We start from the raw sequence: 17,743 nt of genomic DNA on the forward strand, positions 1-17,743 counted from the left end.
GCCAGTGTGTCCGAACGCAGCCATGCCTGCCAGCCCGGGCAGGTCTTTTCCACCGCGGCGCAAAACGGCAAGCGCCGTCGCAAACAGCGCAAGGGTGGAAGCGCCGTTTCGCTAGTGATACACCTCGCGCGCCGGGGCTGCGTAAATACCCCACCGCCATTTGCGAGGCTGGAACGTTGAAAAAATATTCGGTATTCGCCATCGCCCGCGAGGCCATGCGCGGCCACAAGGGCTGGGAGGAACAATGGTCCTCGCCGGAACCGAAGAAGGAATATGACGTCATCATCGTCGGCGCCGGCGGTCATGGCCTGGCCACCGCCTACTATCTCGCCACCGTTCACGGCATCACCAATGTCGCGGTGCTGGAAAAGGGCTGGCTAGGCGGCGGCAACACCGGGCGCAACACCACCATCATCCGCTCCAACTACCTTTACGACGAGAGCGCCGGCATTTACGACCATGCGCTGAAGCTGTGGGATGGGCTCTCCCAGGAACTCAACTACAACGTCATGTATTCGGCGCGCGGCGTCATGATGCTGGCGCACAATGTGCACGACATCCAGGTGCTGAAGCGCCATGTCCATGCCAACCGTCTCAACGGCATCGACAATGAATGGCTGACGCCTGAGCAGGCGAAGGAATTCTGCCCGCCGCTCAACATTTCCAGGCAGGCGCGCTATCCCGTCGTCGGCGCCGCCTTGCAGCGGCGAGGCGGCACGGCGCGTCACGATGCGGTGGCCTGGGGCTATGCGCGCGGCGCTTCGGCGCGCGGCGTGCACATCATCCAGAATTGCGAGGTCACCGGCGTCAAGCGGGCGGCCAATGGCGCGGTCATGGGCGTCGACACGACGCGCGGCTTCATCAGCGCCAAGAAGGTCGGCGTGGTGGCTGCAGGCCACTCCTCGGTGATCATGAACATGGCCGGCGTGCGCATGCCGCTGGAAAGCTATCCGCTGCAGGCGCTGGTGTCGGAGCCGGTCAAGCCGGTGGTGCCGTGCGTGGTGATGTCGAACACGGTGCACGCCTACATCTCGCAGTCCGACAAGGGCGAACTGGTGATCGGCGCCGGTACCGACCAGTATGTCTCCTATTCGCAGACCGGCGGCCTGCATATCCTGCAGCACACTCTCGACGCCATCTGCGAGATGTTCCCGATCTTCACCCGCATGAAGATGCTGCGCTCGTGGGGCGGCATCGTCGACGTGACGCCCGACCGTTCGCCGATCCTGGCCAAGACGCCGGTATCAGGCCTCTATGTCAATTGCGGCTGGGGCACGGGCGGCTTCAAGGCAACGCCCGGCTCAGGCCATGTCTTTGCCCACACGATTGCCAAGGACGATCCGCATCCGATCAACGCGCCCTTCACCATCGAGCGCTTCCGCACCGGGCGCCTCATCGACGAGGCAGCAGCGGCGGCGGTGGCGCACTGATGATGGTGGAACTGGCTGTAGCGGTGCCGCTGGTGCTGGCGGGGGAGCAGGACCTGTTCCATTTTCCGTCACCGGACGAGGTGCGGACGCAGCCGATCAGCCGCGCCGGCAACGAAGCCAATTGGCCGTTTTCGATCGACGCCGGCATTCTGGCATGCGTGTGGAGCGGTGGCCAGAAGGTGGTCATCTTCATGGAGAACAGGCCCTCCGATCTCGGCGAGGACGACACATTCGAGCCGCGCAGCGTCATCGTGACGACCGATCCGTTTCAGCTCACGATCGGCAACATGGCGTATCGCGAGCTGTTTCGCCCCGCCGCAAGTGTAGAGGAGCGCATTCGGCTCGTCGCGCCTTTTGCGGCGATGGGCCAGAGGCTTTGCAACCAACCGGCCGGCGCGCATGTCGGCCACGGCGAATTGTAGGAACGAACAGAATGCTTCTCATCCGCTGCCCCTATTGCGAGGAAGAGCGCCCGGAGCTCGAGTTCCGTAACGCCGGCGAGGCTCATATTGCGCGCTCGGCCAACATGGCGGGCGAGAGCGACGACGATTTTGAAAAGTTCTTCTTCATCCGCTCGAACCCGAAGGGCATCATCTATGAGCGCTGGCGCCACATCCATGGCTGCGCGCGTTTCTTCAACGCGGTGCGCGACACCGTCACCGACAAGTTCGTCATGACTTACAAAGCCGGCGAGCCGAAACCGTCCAAGCTGCCCAAAAACTCCAACGAAATGGCTTCCAAATGAGCGGCGCGTTCCGCATTCCGAGCGCCGGCCGTCTCAGCCAGGCCAAGACCGCGCGGTTCTCTTTCGACGGCCAGTCTTACACCGGCATCGAAGGCGACACGCTGGCCTCGGCGCTGCTTGCCAATGGCGTGCATCTTGTGGGACGTTCGTTCAAGTATCACCGTCCGCGCGGCTTCCTGTCGGCCGGAGCGGAAGAGCCAAACGCGCTGGTCGAGGTCAAGCGCGACGCCGCGCGCAAGGCGCCGAACATCCGCGCCACCGTGCAGGAACTTTATGACGGGCTTGTCGCCCAATCTCAGAACCGCTGGCCCTCGCTCGCCTTCGATGTCGGCGCGGTCAGCGATCTGGCATCGCCGCTGTTTTCGGCCGGCTTCTACTACAAGACCTTCATGTGGCCGAAGGCAGCCTGGAAGAGCCTCTACGAGCCGAAGATCCGCGCCGCGGCCGGCCTCGGCGTTTCGCCTGACAAGCCAGATCCCGACCATTATTCGTCGCGCTATGCGCATTGCGACGTACTGGTGCTAGGCGGCGGTGCGGCCGGCATTGCGGCAGCGCTCGCCGCTGCCGAAACCGGCGCGCGTGTCATCCTCGCCGATGAACAGGCCAGCTTCGGCGGCAGCCTGCGCTTCGAGAGCGGGGCGAAGATCGACGGCCAGGACGGTTATGCCTGGGCGCAAGGCTCGGTGGCCAAGCTCACCGCCCTGGACAATGTCCGCGTTTTGTCGCGCACGACGGCGTTCGGCTACTACGCGCAGAACTTCGTCGGCCTGGTCGAGCGGGTCAGCGACCATCTGCGAAACCCCGGCCGCGATTTGCCGCGCGAGCGCCTATGGCAGGTACGCGCCAAGCGCGTGGTGCTGGCGACCGGCGCCATCGAACGCCATATCGTGTTTGCCGACAATGACCGGCCCGGCATCATGCTGGCCTCGGCGGCGCGGACTTATCTCAACCAGTACGGTGTCGCGGTCGGCAAAAATGTCGGCGTCTACACCGCCAATGACTCGGCCTACTCCGCCGCGATCGACCTGAAGAAGGCCGGCGTCAACGTGGCGGCGATCGTTGACCTGCGCGACCATCCGACCGGACCTGTGATCGACGAGGCGAGAGCGCTCGGCATCGAGGTCAATTTCGGCCGCGCGGTGATCCGCGCCGGCGGCAAGTTGCGCGTGACCTCGATGACGGTTCAGCCGAAGAATGGGGGCGGCGAGCGCACCATTCCGGTCGATGCCATCCTGATGTCGGCCGGCTGGACGCCATCGGTGCATCTGTTCTCGCAGTCGCGCGGAAAGGTCGCGTTCAATGACGAGACCAAGCGCTTCGTGCCGGGCATCTATGCGCAGGACTGCGTTTCGGTCGGCGCCTGCAACGGCACGGATGGGCTGTCGGCGTCGATCGACGAAGCCTATGCGGCCGGCGCCAAGGCGGCGAAGGATGCGGGCGGCAAAGTGGCCAAGGGCGTTAAGCCGAAGGTCGACGCGTCGGAAAGCTGGTCGCGCGGCATGCTGGGCGCGGCGCCCGGCGCCGGGCCGGACAAGACGGTCAAGGCCTTCGTCGATTTCCAGAACGACGTCACCGCCAAGGACATCCGCCAGGCGGTACATGAAGGCATGCGCTCGATCGAGCACGTCAAGCGCTTCACCACCAACGGCATGGCGACCGACCAGGGCAAGACCTCCAACATGCACGGCCTGGCGATTGCCGCCGAGACGCTTGGCAAGCCGATCCCCGAGGTCGGGCTGACCACGTTCCGCGCGCCCTATACGCCTGTCACTTTCGGCGCGATCGTCAGCCATTCGCGCGGTCCGCTGTTCGACCCGACACGCAAGACCGCGATCCATCCCTGGGCCGAAGCGCAAGGCGCGGTGTTCGAAGATGTCGGCCAGTGGAAGCGCGCCTGGTATTTCCCCAAACCCGGCGAGGACATGCACAAGGCGGTCGACCGCGAATGCGTCGCTGTGCGCACCAATGCCGGCCTGTTCGATGCCTCGACGCTGGGCAAGATCGAAGTGGTCGGACCGGATGCGGCCAGGTTCATGGAACTGCTCTACACCAATCCGTGGGAGAAGCTTGAGCCCGGCCGCTGCCGCTATGGCATCATGCTGCGCGAGGATGGTTTCATCTATGATGACGGCGTCGTCGGCAGGCTGGCGCCGGACCGTTTTCATGTGACGACCACGACGGGTGGCGCGCCGCGCGTCATGAACCATATGGAGGACTATCTCCAGACCGAGTTCCCGCATCTGAATGTCTGGCTGACCTCGATAACCGAGCAATGGGCGGTCATCGCCGTGCAGGGGCCGAAGTCGCGAGACATCATTGCACCGCTGGTCGAAGGCATCGACATGTCGGACGAGGCGCTGCCGCATATGTCGGTGCGCGAAGGCAAGATCTGCGGCGTTCCGACCAGGCTGTTTCGCATGTCGTTCACCGGCGAGCGCGGCTTCGAGGTCAATGTGCCGGCAGACTACGGGCAGGCCGTTTGGGAAGCGCTGTGGGCCGAAGGCCAAAAGCATGGCGCGACTGCTTACGGTACCGAGGCGATGCACGTGCTGCGCGCAGAAAAGGGCTACATCATCGTCGGCCAGGACACGGATGGTACGGTGACGCCGAACGATGCCGGGCTCGACTGGGCGGTCGGCAAGAAGAAGACCGATTTCGTCGGCATCCGCGGCTTGACGCGGCCCGATCTGGTCGCCAAGGGCCGCAAGCAGCTGGTCGGCTTGAAGACCAAGGACCCGAAAGTGGTGCTTGAGGAAGGCGCGCAGATCGTCGCCGACCCGAAGCAGGCGATCCCGATGAAGATGATCGGTCACGTCACATCCAGCTACTGGTCGGAAAATTGCGGTCGCTCGATCGCGCTGGCGCTGGTTGCCGGCGGGCGCGACCGGATGGGCGACACGCTCTATGTGCCGATGCCGAACGGGATGATCGAAGTGGAGGTTACCGGCATGGTGTTCTTCGACGAGACGGGAGGGCGCCTCAATGGCTAAGGCTGCTGCAAAGAAGACGGCCCCAGCTGCAGCGCCGTCGGTCGAGCGCCGCCCGGCCCTGGCTGAACGCGTCGTTTCCGCAACGGATGTCAAGGTCGAGGTGCTGCCGCCGGCGGAGCGCATGTCGCTGCGCGCGCCGGAGGCTTCCGTCGCGGCGCTGTCGAAGGCGCTCGGCCTGACCTTGCCGAAGCAGCCGAAAACTTCGGCGTCGAAGACAGGGCGCACGGCGCTGTGGCTTGGCCCTGACGAGTGGCTGGTTATCGATGAGGCTGGCAAGGATCCGCTGGCCGATCGTGCTGGGGTTGCCGCATTGCATTCGGCGGTCGGCATCTCGCACCGCAACGTCGCCTTCGCCGTCACCGGCCCGGCGGCTGCCGCCGCGATCAATGCAGGCTGCCCGCAGGATTTGTCGCTCGAGGCTTTTCCGGTGGGCGCGGCGTCGCGCACCATTCTCGGCAAGTGCGAAATCCTGCTGTTGCGCACGGCAGCCGACGCTTTCCGGGTCGAGTGCTGGCGTTCCTTCTCGGACTATGTCTTTACTTTCCTGTCGGAAGCAGCCAGCGACGCGGCGGCGTAGGAACGTTTGACGGGTCAAGCCGTTCTGCTTCCCCCATCAGGGAGAACATACGATGCCGTCGAAAGCGCCGCCGAAGTCAGCTGGCAAGACGTCCGCCGTGCGCTCACTCGAACATGAGCAGCATCACGAGGTGACTGCCGAAGAAGAGGAACTCGAGGAAGGCCTCGAGGACACGTTTCCGGCCAGCGATCCGGTGTCGATCACCTCGACCGCCATCCCAGGCGCGCCGGCAAGACCCGGCAAGGCCAAGACGGTGCCGGGTCGCAAACCGCGCAAGAAATAACCCGTTCGGCTACGCCAGGTTTGAACTCAGGAAAAGCCGGCTTGCGCTGAGGAAATGGGGGCGCTGAGGAAAAACGGGCGGCCGGGATTATCCTGCCGCCCTTAAATTAATCGTTGTGCTGTGGTCGAGCCCGATCAACTTAGAACGTGCTCGGCACGATCCATGGGTTGATCTCGATGCCGAGACGCGGGCTCTTGGCCTTGACGTCGGACTTTTCGACCGAGCCGGTCACGGCGCAATCGAGCTTGGCATTGGTCGTGGTGTCGACGCAGGTGGCGGCGGGGGCCTGCTTGGTCGAGTGTGTGTTGTTGGCGGCGAAAGCCGAGCCGGAGAGAGCCAGCACGGTGGCGAGAGCGAGAAGGGTCTTGTTCATGTCTGTCTCCATCGGTTAAATTCTTTTCGTACATGTACGATGCAGCGTACACATACGTCCAAGGAAACGGGTTTTCAAGTCAGAAAACGTACATGTACGACAATTTTTTTGAACACCGGAAATTGCGGCGTACCGACTCAGCAGAAGCCATGACGCCGGACGTCAGTGTTTGCGGAAAGAGCGTTTGAAAAACTCGGTCAGCAATTGACCGGGGTTTCGGTCAGCGGAGGCACGTTCTGGGCGGTGAGCGAGACAAGGGTGGCATCGCACATCCGCTTCACGAAAGCCTGCGGGTCGCCGAAGGGGTAGAACGGAAAGGTGATCAGCAGCGAGATGGTGCCGTGGCCGACCGCCCACAGCATGGTGGCGATTGCGCGTGGGTCGCCCTGCAGCTTGCCGGCGGCGACGCAGGCCTCGACCCTTGAGATCAGCGCTTTCATCGCCGGGTTGCCCTCTTCCATGTCCTCGTAGCTTCTGCCCTCCGGCAGCTTGGTCTTTTCGGTCATGAACACGGTGCGGTATTCGTTGGGATTGCCGAGCCCGAAGGCGGCATATTCGGTCATCACTGCCTTCAGCGCCTCGATCGGGTCGTCGGAGGGGTGCGCCTCGATGTTGCGGGCAAGTGTCTCGAACGCATCCTCGGCCAGCGCAAACAATATGTCCTGCTTGTCGGCGAAGTAGGAATAGACCGACATCGGGGCATAGCCGACCCGGTTGGCCAGCTTGCGGATGGTCAGGCCTTCATAGCCTTCTTCCTTGACGAGCTTGTGGGCTGCGTCGAGCAGTTCGGAACGCAGTTCGGCCTTTTGTTTTTCGCGGCGTTTCTGGACGCTCAGCGGCACGTCGGTCTGCCTTCATGTGATGGGTGTTGGCTAAATTATATACGCTGTACGAAAACGGACAAGGGCGCCGTAGGTTCCCGCAACGGCAATGGTTACCAAATGCGGATAACCAGATCGGGGGCCGTCAAATCGCGCCGACGCCGCCATCCACGGCCAGCGTGTGGCCGGTCATGAAGGAATTGGAGGGGTCGGAGGCAAACAGGATGGCTGAAACAACCTCGTCCACCTCGGCCACCCGCTTCATCGGCACGCCGCGCGTCAACTCAGCCAGTGCTTCGGCTTCCGGCGCGCCGGAAATACGCACGAAGCCGTCGACCATGGCGGTGCGCGTATGCGCAGGGCACACCGCATTGATGCGTATGCCCTTGGTGGCATATTCGGCTGCCGCCGATTTGGTCAGCCCGACGACGCCATGCTTGGCGGCGGCATAGACCGACAGTTTCGGTGCGCCGACCAGCCCGGCAACCGAGGCGATGTTGACGATGACGCCACCTTTCCCGTCCGATTTGAACTGCCGCTCCATCTGCGGAATCTGGTGTTTCATGGCGTAGAAGACGCCGAGCAGGTCGATCTCCAGAACGCGGCGCGCCTCATCAGAGGGGACTTGCGGCAGGCGCACGAAACTCTGGACGATGCCGGCATTGTTGATGGCGATATCCAGACGGCCGAATTTCTCCACCGCCAGTTTCACCAGATCCTCGGACAGTTTTTCCTCGGCTATATCGCCGGCAAGGATAGCGGTTTCGGTCTGCAAAGAGCCGGCAAGATCGGCCAGTGCCTTGTCGTCGATATCGGACAGCACCAGCCGGGCGCCTTCAGCGGCAAAGCCTTTGGCAGCGCCGCGGCCGAGGCCGCCGGCGGCACCGGTGATCAGCACGGTCGCTCCCTCGAAACGGCCCATCATGCCTCCCTTTTATGTCTGCTTGTCGATCAGTTTGCCGGCGAGATGCGAGAGCAGTTTTACGGCCTCGCCATAGGTTTTTGCTTTCTCCGGGTTGGAGGCGTTGCCGTCGAGCGCCCGTTTGTAGACACCCTGGCAGATGGCCGCCAAGCGGAAGAAGGAGAAGGCGAGGAAGAAGCTCCAATTGTCGATGCCGGCAAGCCGGCGCCGCCGGCAATACGCCGCGACATAGGCTTCTTCCGAGGGCAGGCTGAGTGCGGCGCGGTCGACACCGCCAAGGCCGCGAAAGCCTGAGGCGTGCGGCAGCCGCCATTGCATGCACTGATAGGCGATGTCGGCGAAGGGATGGCCGAGCGTCGACAGTTCCCAGTCGAGCACTGCCAGCACTTTCGGCTCGCCAGTCGCGAAGATCATGTTGTCCAGCCGGTAGTCGCCATGCACCAGCGAGACCCGGCCGTCATCAGCAGGTCTATGCGTCTCGAGCCAGGCGATCAGCCGGTCCATGTCGGCGATCTTTCCAGTCTCCGAGGCGCGGTATTGGCTGGTCCAGCGACCCAACTGGCGTTCGAAGTAATTGCCGGGTTTGCCGAAATCGCCCAGCCCAACCGCCTCGACATCGACATCGTGCAGGGCTGCCAGCGTGGCGTTCATGGCATCGTAGAGGGCGGCGCGTTCATCGTTACCGCCGGCTTCCGGCACGGCCGGATCCCAGAATATGCGGCCGTCGAGGAAGTCCATGACGTAGAACATGCGGCCGATCGGCGAGTCCTCCGCCGACAGATGCAGCATCCGGGGCACCGGCACAGCGGTGCCGGCAAGCGCCTTCATGACGGTGAATTCGCGGTCGACCTGATGTGCCGACTTCAGCAATTGCCCCGGCGGCTTGGCGCGCAGCACATAGCGGCCGCTGGCGGCGGTCAGCAGGTAGGTCGGGTTCGACTGGCCGGATTTGAATTTTGCGATTGCAGAAAGCCCGGTGAAACCCGGGATGTGCGCCTCGAGATAGGGCGCTAGTGCTGTTTGATCCAGCGCATTGGCGTCGCCGCTCATGCGGTCTCCGGCTCACGCTCGATCAATGTCAGCGTCAGCCAGCGCGCGGTCAGCGCCGGCTTCTTCGAGCCTTCGATCTCGATGGTCACGTCATGCGCAGTCTGAACCCAGCCCGATGGCCTGACCTTGACGTCGGCCAGCACGAAATGAGTGCGAATGCGCGAGCCGGTCTTCACCGGCGCCAGGAAGCGCAGCGAATCGAAACCGTGGTTGACGCCCATCTTGCCCTTTTCCAGTGGCGGCATGGTCTCGAAGGTCATCGCCGAGAGCAGCGACAGCGACAGGAAGCCATGCGCGATCGTGCCGCCGAACGGCGTCTCTCGCTTGGCTCGTTCCGGATCGCAATGGATGAACTGGTGATCGTCGGTGGCGTCGGCGAACTGGTCGATCATGGTCTGCGTAACCACGCGCCAGGGGGAGATGCCGACTTCCTTGCCGACACTGGCCAAAAGCACATCGAGACTGATCGGTTCCACTGCGATTCCTCCACTTGCCGCCGACCGCGGCTCATTCCTTGAACAATGTCAGCCCATGCTGCACCGACTGCCCGCCGTCGATCGGCAGGATGGCGCCGGTGACATAGGAGCCGGCACGGCTGCACAAATAGAGCGTTGCGCCGCCAATGTCATCCGCCACGCCGATACGGCCGATCGGCACATGGCTGCCGACATGTTTTGCCTTTTCCTCGGTGCCGGTGGCAAAGGCGGTCATGCGGCTCTGAAAGGGGCCGGGCGCGAAGGCGTTGACGGTGATGCGCCGCGCCGCGAGCTCGATCGCCAGCGTGCGCGTCAGAAGATGAACGGCGCCCTTGGACGCCGTGTAGGAATAGGCATCGTCGGCCAGCGGCTGCGTGCCCATCACCGAGCCAAGGTTGATGACGCGCGCTGGATCGGCGTCGCTCGCGGCGGCTTCCAGCAGCGGCAGCAATTCGCGCGTCAGGTGGAAGACGGCGGTGACGTTGACGGCGAACACCTTGGCCCAGCCGCTATAGGGAAAATCCTCAAGCGTCGCGCCCCAGGATATGCCGGCATTGTTGACGAGGATGTGCAATTTCTCGGTGCGCGCCTTGACCTCGGCGACCAGCGCGGCAATTCCGGCCTCGCTCGAGACGTCTCCGGCGAAGCCTTCGGCGTGGCCGGAAGCGCCGAGCGCGTTCAACTCAGCGGCGACCTTGATGCAATCCTCGCCCTTGCGCGAAGCGATCATCACCGTTGCGCCGGCCTGGACCAAAGCGGTCGCAACCATGCGGCCGATGCCGGTCGCCGCTCCGGTTACAAGTGCGGTCTTGCCCGCGACCGAAAACAGTTCTTCGAGATAGCTCATCGCAGTTCCTCCGCGCCTTTCTCCTCACGGTCCGGGGCGAAAGGGCTCGCGTTGACAAGGCTACCCGAAGTACGGTCATCCTTGCCACGGGTAAAGTGCCCAGATGCGTGAAAGGGTTGGAGACCGATGGCGGACATGAATCTCGGCATGACCGAGCGGCTGAAGCCGATCCACGCGCGCGTCGCGGCCATGGTGCGCGACGAGATCATGCCGCTCGACCATGAGTTTTTGAGCGAGGTCGGCAAGGGCGGCGATCGCTGGGTCTACAGCGCGCGGCAGACCGAGATTCTCGAAGGGCTGAAGAATAAGGCCAAAGAGCGCGGCCTGTGGAATTTCTGGCTGACCGGCTCCGAGCGCGGCTATGGCCTGTCCACGGTCGAGTACGCCTACCTCGCCGAGGAGATGGGCAAGGCGCATCTGGGTGCTGAAACCTTCAACTGCTCGGCGCCTGACACCGGCAATATGGAGGTGCTGGAGCGCTATGGCTCGGACGACCACAAAAAGGCGTGGCTGGAGCCATTGCTCGAGGGAAAAATCCGCTCGGCCTATCTGATGACGGAGCCGGACGTCGCCTCGTCCGACGCAACCAACATTGCCATGCGCTGCAAGCGGCAGGGCGACGACTATGTGCTGAACGGCGAGAAATGGTGGGCGTCCGGCGCCGGCGACCCGCGCTGCGCCATCTATATCGTCATGGTCCGCACCGGCGGCGATGCTGAGCTGCAGCACCGCCGCCATTCGATGATCCTGGTGCCTTCCGACACCAAGGGGGTGACCAAGCTTCGGCCGATGCAGGTCTATGGCGACGACGACGCGCCGCACGGCCACATGCATCTTCGCTTCGAAAATGTGCGGGTGCCGGCGGGGAACCTGATCCTTGGCGAGGGCAGGGGCTTCGAGATCGCGCAAGGGCGGCTCGGCCCCGGCCGCATCCACCATTGCATGCGCGCCATCGGCCAGTCCGAAATGGCGCTGGAACTGCTGTGCCAGCGCTCCGTGCGGCGCGAGGCTTTCGGCCAACCCCTGGCCAAGCTCGGCGCCAATTTCGACATCATCGCGGAGTGCCGCATGGAGATCGAGATGGCGCGGCTGCTCTGCCTGAAAGCGGCGTGGATGATCGACCAGGGCGATGCGCGCGCCGCTGCCCCTTGGATCAGCCAGATCAAGGTCATAGCGCCGCGCGTCGCGCTCAAGGTCACCGACGAGGCGGTGCAGATGTTCGGCGCGCAAGGCATCAGCCAGGACACGCCGTTGGCGCGCTCCTGGACGCATCTGAGAACCCTGCGGCTGGCCGACGGGCCGGACGCGGTGCACCGCCGGCAAGTGGCGCGCACAGAGCTCAGGAAATACACGCAGGAAAAGGTGTGAGCGCATGAAAGCCATTATCGCCCGCGATTTCGCGCCGCTCGACCAGCTCGTCCATGCCGACAATCTGAAGGCGCTGGTCGGCTGGCATCTCGCCGGCAAGGTTCGGCCGGCCATCGAAGGCACTTATCCGCTGGCCGATGCCGCCGCCGTGGTGACGCGCGTGCTTGGCCGTGGCGCATCCGGCAAGCTCATCCTCAAACTGTAAGGAGCCCCGCCATGGCGATCCCCTCAGACATGAAAGCACTGCTGCTGACCGGCGACGGCTACACCAGGACGCCCTCCGGCAGTGCGCTGGAGGCGATGGAGCCGTACCTCAAGCTTGGCAGCATCGGCGTGCCGACGCCCGGACCGAGCCAGGTTCTAATCAAGGTCAGCCTCGCCTCGATCAACCCGTCCGACGTCATGTTCATCAAGGGCCAGTACGGTCAGCCGCGCGCCAAGGGCCAGCCGGCCGGCTTCGAGGGTGTCGGCACGGTCGTTGCCAGCGGCGACGAGCCCTATGCGAAAAGCCTGATCGGCAAGCGCATCGCCTTCACCACCGGCGTCACCAATTGGGGCGCGTGGGCGGACTATGCAGTTGCCGAAGCTGCCGGCTGCATTCCGCTGCTCGACACGGTCCGCGACGAGGATGGCGCGGCGATGATCGTCAACCCGCTCACGGCGCTCGCCATGTTCGACATCGTCAAGGAGACGGGCGAAAAAGCCTTCATCATGACCGCCGGCGCCAGCCAGCTTTGCAAGCTGATCGCGGGTCTCGCCAAGGAGGCTGGGTTCCGGCCGATCGTCACCGTGCGCCGCGACGAGCAGATTCCGCTGTTGAAGGAGATCGGGGCTGCCCATGTGCTCAACGAGAAGGCGCCGGATTTCAAGGCAGCACTACGCGATGTGGTCAAGGCCGAGCAGCCGCGCATCTTCCTCGATGCCGTGACCGGGCCGGTGGCCTCGGCGATCTTCGACGCCATGCCGAAGCGCTCGCGCTGGATCATCTATGGACGGCTCGATCCGGACACCACTGTCATCCGTGAGCCCGGCCAGATGATCTTCCAACACAAGCACATTGAAGGCTTCTGGCTGGTCGAATGGATGCGCCAGTTCCGCGACAAGCGCGGCCCGGCGATCATGGAAGCACAGAAGCGCTTTTCGGATGGGCGCTGGTCAACCGACGTGACGGCGGTGCTACCGCTGGATGAGGCGATGGCGAAGGTCCCGGCGGAGCTGGCCAAGCCGAACGGGAAGGTGTTTATCAGGCCGTGACTTTCTACCCTCCCCCTTGTGGGGAGGGTCGACGAAGAGCAATTTTGCTCTTTCGTCGGGGTGGGGGTCTTGGCTCCTACCTCTGTTATTCGCGGGAGCGCTGGACCGACGTTAGTTGGCGCTGCACCCCCACCCCGGACCTGCGGTCCGACCCTCCCCACAAGGGGGAGGGTAAGCGGAGCTACTCCGCCGGCTCGACATTGGCGTACGCCGCTTCCTCAAGCTCCCGCTTCAGCCTCGCTTCCTCATGCGTCTTCGGCGTGACGAAGCGGCCGAGCAGGAGGTAGGCGACCGGGGTCAGGAAAAGCGTCGAGACGGTGGCGAGACCCAGCCCGCCGACGATGACCCAGCCGAGCGCGATGCGCGCTTCGGCACCGGCGCCGGCGGCCAGCACCAGCGGGACCCCGCCGAGGATGGTGCAGATCATCGTCATCATCACCGGCCGCAGGCGGATGATCGAGGCCTGCTCGATCGCCTCGCGCACGCCGAGGCCGCGGTCGCGCAGCTGGTTGGCGAATTCGACGATGAGGATGCCGTTCTTGGCCATGACGCCGACCAGAAGCACGAGGCCGATCTGGCTGTAGGCATTGAGGCTGGTGCCTGACAAAAGCAGCGCAAAGATTGCGCAGGCAAGGCCGAGCGGGACCGTCGCCATGATGATGACGGCGCTGACGAAGCTTTCGAACTGGGCGGCAAGCACCAGGAGGATGATGACCAGCGCGAAGCCGAAAATGGTGATCATGGCGCTGTTGGTCTCGCCGAGCGTCGCGGCTTCGGCCAGCGGCAGGACGCGGCTGCCCGGCGGCAGCAGCGGGGCGGCGATCTGCTCGGCAACGCCGAGCGCGTCACCCAGTGCGAAATTGCCGTTCAGGTTCGAGGTGATCGCCACCGAAGGCTGCTGCTGTTCGCGGGTCAGCGACGGCGGCACGGCGCGCTCGGTCAGCGTGGCGATGGTCGACATTGGCACGAAGCGGCCGTCGGCGGTCTTCAGGAAGATGTTTTCCAGATCGGTCGGATCATTGATCGGGTTGGTGGTCGAGACCAGCTTCACGCCATAGCTGCGGTCGGCGATGTAGACATCGACGACATCGTTGCCGTCGAGCATCGCCTGCAAGGTGTTGGCGAGCCCTGATATGTCGATGCCGAGATCGGAGGCGCGCTCGCGGTCTATGGCCACCGCCAGCTGCGGCTGCGTCGGGTCGATGGAAAGCCGCGGCGTCTGGAAGCGCGGATCGGCCTGCATCCGGGCGATGATCTTCACCGCCGCGTCGCCGAGCGCCTTGCGGTCGTTGCCGACCAGCGCGAATTGCAGGCCGTTGCCGGCGCCGCGAATGCCGAGGCTATTGGCCTGCACCGGGAAGATGCGCACGGATGGCACCTGCCGGGTCAGCTGGCTTATCTGCGCCATGATCTCCTGCTGGCTGCGCGTGCGCTCGTCCCACGGCGCCAGCGTCATCACCATGAAGCCGGAATTGTAGGCGCCGTTCTGGCCGGCGTTTTCGAAGGTCGAGACGATCTCGCCGGAATCGCGCAGCGGCTGGATCAGCCGCTCGATCTTCTGCATCTGCTGCGTGGTGTAATCGAGGCTGACGCCTTGCGGCGCGTTGATGCGCAACAGCACGACGGCGCGGTCCTCGCTCGGCGTCAGTTCCTGGCGGATGGTGCCGAACAGGCTGAAGGCGACGCCCGCAAACAGCACCGCAACCAGCAGCACGATCCACGGCGCGCCGAGGCAGGCATGCAAGGCGCGCTTGTAGGCCGCGTTCAGCGCGCCACCGACGCGCGCGCCAATGCCGTGACCGCCTTCATGGTGGAGCGATGCGCCGGTCAACATGCGCGAGGCCAGCATCGGGCACAGCGTCAGCGCCACCACGCAGGAGAGCAGCACCGACATGGCGAGGACGAAGCCGAATTCGCGAAACAGGCCGCCGGTCTGTCCCGGCAGGAAGGAGATCGGCACGAAAACGGCAACGAGCGTCAGCGTCGTGGCGATGACTGCGAAGAACACTTCCTGGGCGCCGAGCACGGCGGCGGCACGAGGCCCCATGCCTTCGTTGCGCCGTCGCACGATGTTTTCCAGAACGACGATGGCGTCGTCGACGACAAGGCCGGTCGCCAGCACCAGCGCCAGAAGCGTCAGGATGTTGATGGAGAAGCCGGCGAGATAGATGGCGGCGATGGTGCCAATCATGGCGACCGGCATTGAGAGACCGGGGATCAGCGTCGCGCGCCAGTCGAGCAGGAAGATGTAGATGACGATCAGCACCATGGAGATCGACAGGCCGAGCGCGATCTCGACCTCGTGCACGGCGCCGTTGACGAAGACTGCGTCGTCGCTGGTGATCTTAATCGACATGCCCTTGGGCAGGTTTTCCTGCAGCTTGGCGACGGCTGCCTTCACTCCGGTGGAAATGTCCAGCGTGTTCGATTCCGCCTGACGGATGATGCCAAGGCCAATGCCGGTCTTGCCGTCGGAGCGCAACGAGGTCTGGCCGATGTCGGGACCAAGCGTGACGGTGGCGACGTCGCGGATGCGCGTCGTGCCGCCGATGATGATGTTTTCGAATTCTTCCGGCGTCGTCACATCGGCCGTGGTGCGGACGATGAGATCCTGGTTGGTGGTGGTGATCGAACCGGCTGGTGAATCGAAAGCGACCGAGGCAAGCGCTGCCCTCAGATCGGCGACAGTGAAGCCGAGGCTGGCGAGCTTGTTCTGGTCGACATCGATGCGGAAGATCTTGTCGCGGTCGCCATAGACCTGAACGTCGGCGACGCCAGGCACGGCAGCCAGTTCGTCCTCGATCTGGTCCTGGACAATCACCGTCATGTCCTGCACCGACATGGTGTCGGAGGTGACGGCCAGTCGCATCACGGCATCGGAATTGGCATCGGCCTTGACGATGCGCGGCGGATCGGCGGTCTCCGGTATCATGTTGGCGACACGGCCGACCGCGTCGCGCACGTCGGAAGCGGCGACGTTCAAATCGACGCCGTCGTTGAACTCGATGGTGACGCGGCTCTGGCCGAAGGACGAGGTCGACGAGATCGACTTGACGCCGGATACGCGCGCGACCGCACCCTCGATGGTGTCGGTCAGTTCACGGTCGACGGTTTCGGCGGCGGCACCCTCGAAAGCCGTCGACACGGTGACCACGGCGCGGTCGACATCGGGCAGTTCGCGGATTTCGACGCCGTAGAAAGCGGCAAGGCCGGCCACTGCGATCAGCGTGTTCAGCACGAAGGCCATGACCGGCCTGCGGATGAAGAGAGCGGTGAAGCCGGTTTCGCTGGCGGTGCTGACAGGCGCGGTCATGAGCCTTCGGCCGCGTCCGCGGCGCGCTGATCCTGGCCGGCGATGCGGACCGCGCCGCCTTCGCTGACGCTCTGGGTGCCTTCGGTCACCACCATGTCGCCATCCTCGATCTCAGCGTCGATCAGCACCGTCTCGGTGTTGCGCTGGATGATGCGCACGGGAACGCGCCTGGCCTTGCCGTCCTCGACCTGCCAGACATAGGCGCCGTCGGAACCCCACAGGATCGCCAGGGGGCTGACGGCCGGGTAGGTGTCGCCGGGGAAGCGCATGGTGATGCCGAACGACATGCCGGCGCGCAGCGAATCCGCCGGATTGGCGATTGCAGCCTTGACCAGCAGAGTGCGGCTCTTTTCGTCGATGTGGTTGTCGATGGCCGACACGGTGCCGGTATAGGCCTTGCTCGGATTGGCGATCGGCGTCGCCGACAGTTGCGCGCCGACCTTGACGGCGGCGGCAAAGCGCTCGGGCACCAGGAAATCGACCAGGATGGAGGAGCGGTCGTCAAGCGTGGCGATCGCCGACTGGCTGGTGACGTAATTGCCGGCCGATATCGGCAGGATGCCGACCGTGCCGGCGATAGGGGCGACGATCGAACGACGCTGCAAGGCGAGTTCGGCATCCTGCAGCGCCAGTTTGGCGCCGGCCAGCACCACTTGGGCATCGGCGACGGCGACCGGGGTCGCGGCGTTGGAGGCCCTCAATGATTTCACCCGCTCGAGCTTGTCCTGGGCATCCTGCAAGGCGAGCTTGGCACGATCCTGCGAGATCACCTCGGTCTCGGAATCGAGAACAGCGATGATCTGCCCCTTGTCGACGCGGGTGCCGGACTGAACGAGGAATTCAACCAGCCGGCCGGAGCTGTACGGGTTGACCGTCACCGAGGCGTTGGCGCGGCCGGTGCCGATCGCCTGCAGGCGATCGTTGATGGTGGCGGTGGCCGCAGGCAAGGCGACGACATTTGCCGGGCGGCCGGCAGCGTTGCGACCGCCTGCCTGTTTTGTCGTGTCGACCGCACCGGTTGTGGCGGGCGCCGAAGCATAGGTCCAGTCGATGCCCCAGCGTGCCAGAACCTCCGGCGCGCCCGGGAAGAATCGCGCCCAGGCGAGGACAGCCGCGACCAGGATCACAAGCGCAAAAACGATCTGTTTCCAGGCGACCATCGACACTCCGGTTGGCAAAACGTCTACCGGTTTCACCAAGCAAAAAAACGCGCAGCGACGCACCCGGTATGTGCGAAGCCGCCGCAATATCATGGCTTTATGGCAATTCTGCCGCTTCCATGCACATTAAATCT

17 protein-coding genes are annotated in these 17,743 nt (G+C 64.1%); 9 read left to right on the forward strand and 8 right to left on the reverse strand.

The window, feature by feature from the left end; all coding sequences use genetic code 11:
* Nucleotides 1–176 precede the first annotated feature (176 nt).
* Genes NKJ57_RS01455 through NKJ57_RS01480 form a run of 6 tightly spaced genes read left to right on the forward strand, consistent with a single transcriptional unit; the run spans nucleotide 177 to nucleotide 6,025 of the window.
* Nucleotides 177–1,430: a sarcosine oxidase subunit beta gene (locus tag NKJ57_RS01455; RefSeq protein WP_023671142.1), complete on the forward strand. Its 1,254-nt coding sequence runs from the start codon at nucleotides 177–179 to the stop codon at nucleotides 1,428–1,430.
* Nucleotides 1,430–1,852 carry a hypothetical protein gene (locus NKJ57_RS01460; RefSeq protein WP_023710913.1) on the forward strand — a complete coding sequence of 141 codons (423 nt, stop codon included), beginning with the start codon at nucleotides 1,430–1,432 and terminating at the stop codon, nucleotides 1,850–1,852. The genes NKJ57_RS01455 and NKJ57_RS01460 overlap by 1 nt, the downstream gene beginning before the upstream one ends.
* 11 nt (nucleotides 1,853–1,863) lie before the next feature.
* On the forward strand, nucleotides 1,864–2,175 hold the full coding sequence (locus NKJ57_RS01465) for a sarcosine oxidase subunit delta (protein WP_023683197.1): 312 nt from the start codon (nucleotides 1,864–1,866) through the stop codon (nucleotides 2,173–2,175).
* On the forward strand, nucleotides 2,172–5,165 hold the full coding sequence (locus NKJ57_RS01470; protein WP_352510361.1) for a sarcosine oxidase subunit alpha: 2,994 nt from the start codon (nucleotides 2,172–2,174) through the stop codon (nucleotides 5,163–5,165). Before NKJ57_RS01465 ends, NKJ57_RS01470 begins: the two co-directional genes overlap by 4 nt.
* A complete protein-coding gene (locus NKJ57_RS01475) occupies nucleotides 5,158–5,742 on the forward strand; it encodes a sarcosine oxidase subunit gamma (protein ID WP_023691852.1) in 585 nt (194 codons plus the stop codon). The genes NKJ57_RS01470 and NKJ57_RS01475 overlap by 8 nt, the downstream gene beginning before the upstream one ends.
* 52 nt (nucleotides 5,743–5,794) lie before the next feature.
* Nucleotides 5,795–6,025, forward strand: a complete 231-nt coding sequence (locus NKJ57_RS01480) for a hypothetical protein (protein ID WP_023691851.1) — start codon at nucleotides 5,795–5,797, stop codon at nucleotides 6,023–6,025.
* A 139-nt stretch (nucleotides 6,026–6,164) separates the two neighbouring features.
* Here the strand turns inward: NKJ57_RS01480 and NKJ57_RS01485 are convergent, their stop codons facing one another.
* The 6 genes from NKJ57_RS01485 to NKJ57_RS01510 form a co-directional block, all read right to left on the reverse strand.
* On the reverse strand, nucleotides 6,165–6,398 hold the full coding sequence (locus NKJ57_RS01485) for a DUF680 domain-containing protein (protein WP_023671148.1): 234 nt from the start codon (nucleotides 6,396–6,398) through the stop codon (nucleotides 6,165–6,167).
* 197 nt (nucleotides 6,399–6,595) lie between these two features.
* The gene (locus NKJ57_RS01490; RefSeq protein ID WP_112396653.1) at nucleotides 6,596–7,240 is read right to left on the reverse strand and encodes a TetR/AcrR family transcriptional regulator; all 645 of its coding nucleotides are present in this window, start codon (nucleotides 7,238–7,240) and stop codon (nucleotides 6,596–6,598) included.
* Between the two features lie 124 nt (nucleotides 7,241–7,364).
* A complete protein-coding gene (locus tag NKJ57_RS01495) occupies nucleotides 7,365–8,141 on the reverse strand; it encodes an SDR family NAD(P)-dependent oxidoreductase (protein ID WP_352510362.1) in 777 nt (258 codons plus the stop codon).
* Nucleotides 8,142–8,153: 12 nt separating this feature from the next.
* The gene (locus NKJ57_RS01500; RefSeq protein WP_352510363.1) at nucleotides 8,154–9,191 is read right to left on the reverse strand and encodes a phosphotransferase family protein; all 1,038 of its coding nucleotides are present in this window, start codon (nucleotides 9,189–9,191) and stop codon (nucleotides 8,154–8,156) included.
* The gene (locus NKJ57_RS01505) at nucleotides 9,188–9,673 is read right to left on the reverse strand and encodes a MaoC family dehydratase (protein ID WP_352510568.1); all 486 of its coding nucleotides are present in this window, start codon (nucleotides 9,671–9,673) and stop codon (nucleotides 9,188–9,190) included. The genes NKJ57_RS01500 and NKJ57_RS01505 overlap by 4 nt, the downstream gene beginning before the upstream one ends.
* Nucleotides 9,674–9,698: 25 nt before the next feature.
* Nucleotides 9,699–10,514: an SDR family oxidoreductase gene (locus tag NKJ57_RS01510; protein WP_352510364.1), complete on the reverse strand. Its 816-nt coding sequence runs from the start codon at nucleotides 10,512–10,514 to the stop codon at nucleotides 9,699–9,701.
* A 126-nt stretch (nucleotides 10,515–10,640) separates the two neighbouring features.
* Between NKJ57_RS01510 and NKJ57_RS01515 the strand changes: the two genes are divergently transcribed.
* From NKJ57_RS01515 to NKJ57_RS01525, 3 genes are read left to right on the forward strand one after another with little or no spacing between them, the layout of a single operon-like run.
* Nucleotides 10,641–11,882: an acyl-CoA dehydrogenase family protein gene (locus NKJ57_RS01515; RefSeq protein ID WP_352510365.1), complete on the forward strand. Its 1,242-nt coding sequence runs from the start codon at nucleotides 10,641–10,643 to the stop codon at nucleotides 11,880–11,882.
* Between the two features lie 4 nt (nucleotides 11,883–11,886).
* On the forward strand, nucleotides 11,887–12,087 hold the full coding sequence (locus NKJ57_RS01520; RefSeq protein WP_023671155.1) for a zinc-binding dehydrogenase: 201 nt from the start codon (nucleotides 11,887–11,889) through the stop codon (nucleotides 12,085–12,087).
* Nucleotides 12,088–12,098: 11 nt separating this feature from the next.
* Entirely contained in the window at nucleotides 12,099–13,136 is a 1,038-nt protein-coding gene (locus NKJ57_RS01525) for a zinc-binding dehydrogenase (RefSeq protein ID WP_023825174.1), read from the forward strand.
* A 181-nt stretch (nucleotides 13,137–13,317) separates the two neighbouring features.
* Here NKJ57_RS01525 and NKJ57_RS01530 read toward each other — a convergent pair whose 3' ends face one another.
* Together NKJ57_RS01530 and NKJ57_RS01535 are read right to left on the reverse strand one after the other, a co-directional pair.
* Nucleotides 13,318–16,449: an efflux RND transporter permease subunit gene (locus NKJ57_RS01530; protein WP_023704042.1), complete on the reverse strand. Its 3,132-nt coding sequence runs from the start codon at nucleotides 16,447–16,449 to the stop codon at nucleotides 13,318–13,320.
* Complete coding sequence (locus tag NKJ57_RS01535; RefSeq protein ID WP_023686447.1) at nucleotides 16,446–17,609, reverse strand: efflux RND transporter periplasmic adaptor subunit; 1,164 nt, start codon at nucleotides 17,607–17,609, stop codon at nucleotides 16,446–16,448. Before NKJ57_RS01535 ends, NKJ57_RS01530 begins: the two co-directional genes overlap by 4 nt.
* Between the last annotated feature and the right edge of the window lie 134 nt (nucleotides 17,610–17,743).

Origin of the sequence: Mesorhizobium sp. M0077, from assembly GCF_040322955.1 — a bacterium.
In the GTDB taxonomy this organism is placed as follows: domain Bacteria; phylum Pseudomonadota; class Alphaproteobacteria; order Rhizobiales; family Rhizobiaceae; genus Mesorhizobium.

Excerpts from the sequence above, each read along its gene's own strand:
- NKJ57_RS01535 (WP_023686447.1), bottom strand. The coding sequence starts at position 17,609 with ATGGTCGCCTGGAAACAGATCGTTTTTGCGCTTGTGATCCTGGTCGCG.
- NKJ57_RS01530 (WP_023704042.1), bottom strand. The coding sequence starts at position 16,449 with ATGACCGCGCCTGTCAGCACCGCCAGCGAAACCGGCTTCACCGCTCTC.
- NKJ57_RS01515 (WP_352510365.1), top strand. The coding sequence starts at position 10,641 with ATGGCGGACATGAATCTCGGCATGACCGAGCGGCTGAAGCCGATCCAC.
- NKJ57_RS01500 (WP_352510363.1), bottom strand. The coding sequence starts at position 9,191 with ATGAGCGGCGACGCCAATGCGCTGGATCAAACAGCACTAGCGCCCTAT.
- NKJ57_RS01485 (WP_023671148.1), bottom strand. The coding sequence starts at position 6,398 with ATGAACAAGACCCTTCTCGCTCTCGCCACCGTGCTGGCTCTCTCCGGC.
- NKJ57_RS01460 (WP_023710913.1), top strand. The coding sequence starts at position 1,430 with ATGATGGTGGAACTGGCTGTAGCGGTGCCGCTGGTGCTGGCGGGGGAG.
- NKJ57_RS01520 (WP_023671155.1), top strand. The coding sequence starts at position 11,887 with ATGAAAGCCATTATCGCCCGCGATTTCGCGCCGCTCGACCAGCTCGTC.
- NKJ57_RS01465 (WP_023683197.1), top strand. The coding sequence starts at position 1,864 with ATGCTTCTCATCCGCTGCCCCTATTGCGAGGAAGAGCGCCCGGAGCTC.
- NKJ57_RS01480 (WP_023691851.1), top strand. The coding sequence starts at position 5,795 with ATGCCGTCGAAAGCGCCGCCGAAGTCAGCTGGCAAGACGTCCGCCGTG.
- NKJ57_RS01475 (WP_023691852.1), top strand. The coding sequence starts at position 5,158 with ATGGCTAAGGCTGCTGCAAAGAAGACGGCCCCAGCTGCAGCGCCGTCG.
- NKJ57_RS01470 (WP_352510361.1), top strand. The coding sequence starts at position 2,172 with ATGAGCGGCGCGTTCCGCATTCCGAGCGCCGGCCGTCTCAGCCAGGCC.
- NKJ57_RS01525 (WP_023825174.1), top strand. The coding sequence starts at position 12,099 with ATGGCGATCCCCTCAGACATGAAAGCACTGCTGCTGACCGGCGACGGC.
- NKJ57_RS01495 (WP_352510362.1), bottom strand. The coding sequence starts at position 8,141 with ATGGGCCGTTTCGAGGGAGCGACCGTGCTGATCACCGGTGCCGCCGGC.
- NKJ57_RS01510 (WP_352510364.1), bottom strand. The coding sequence starts at position 10,514 with ATGAGCTATCTCGAAGAACTGTTTTCGGTCGCGGGCAAGACCGCACTT.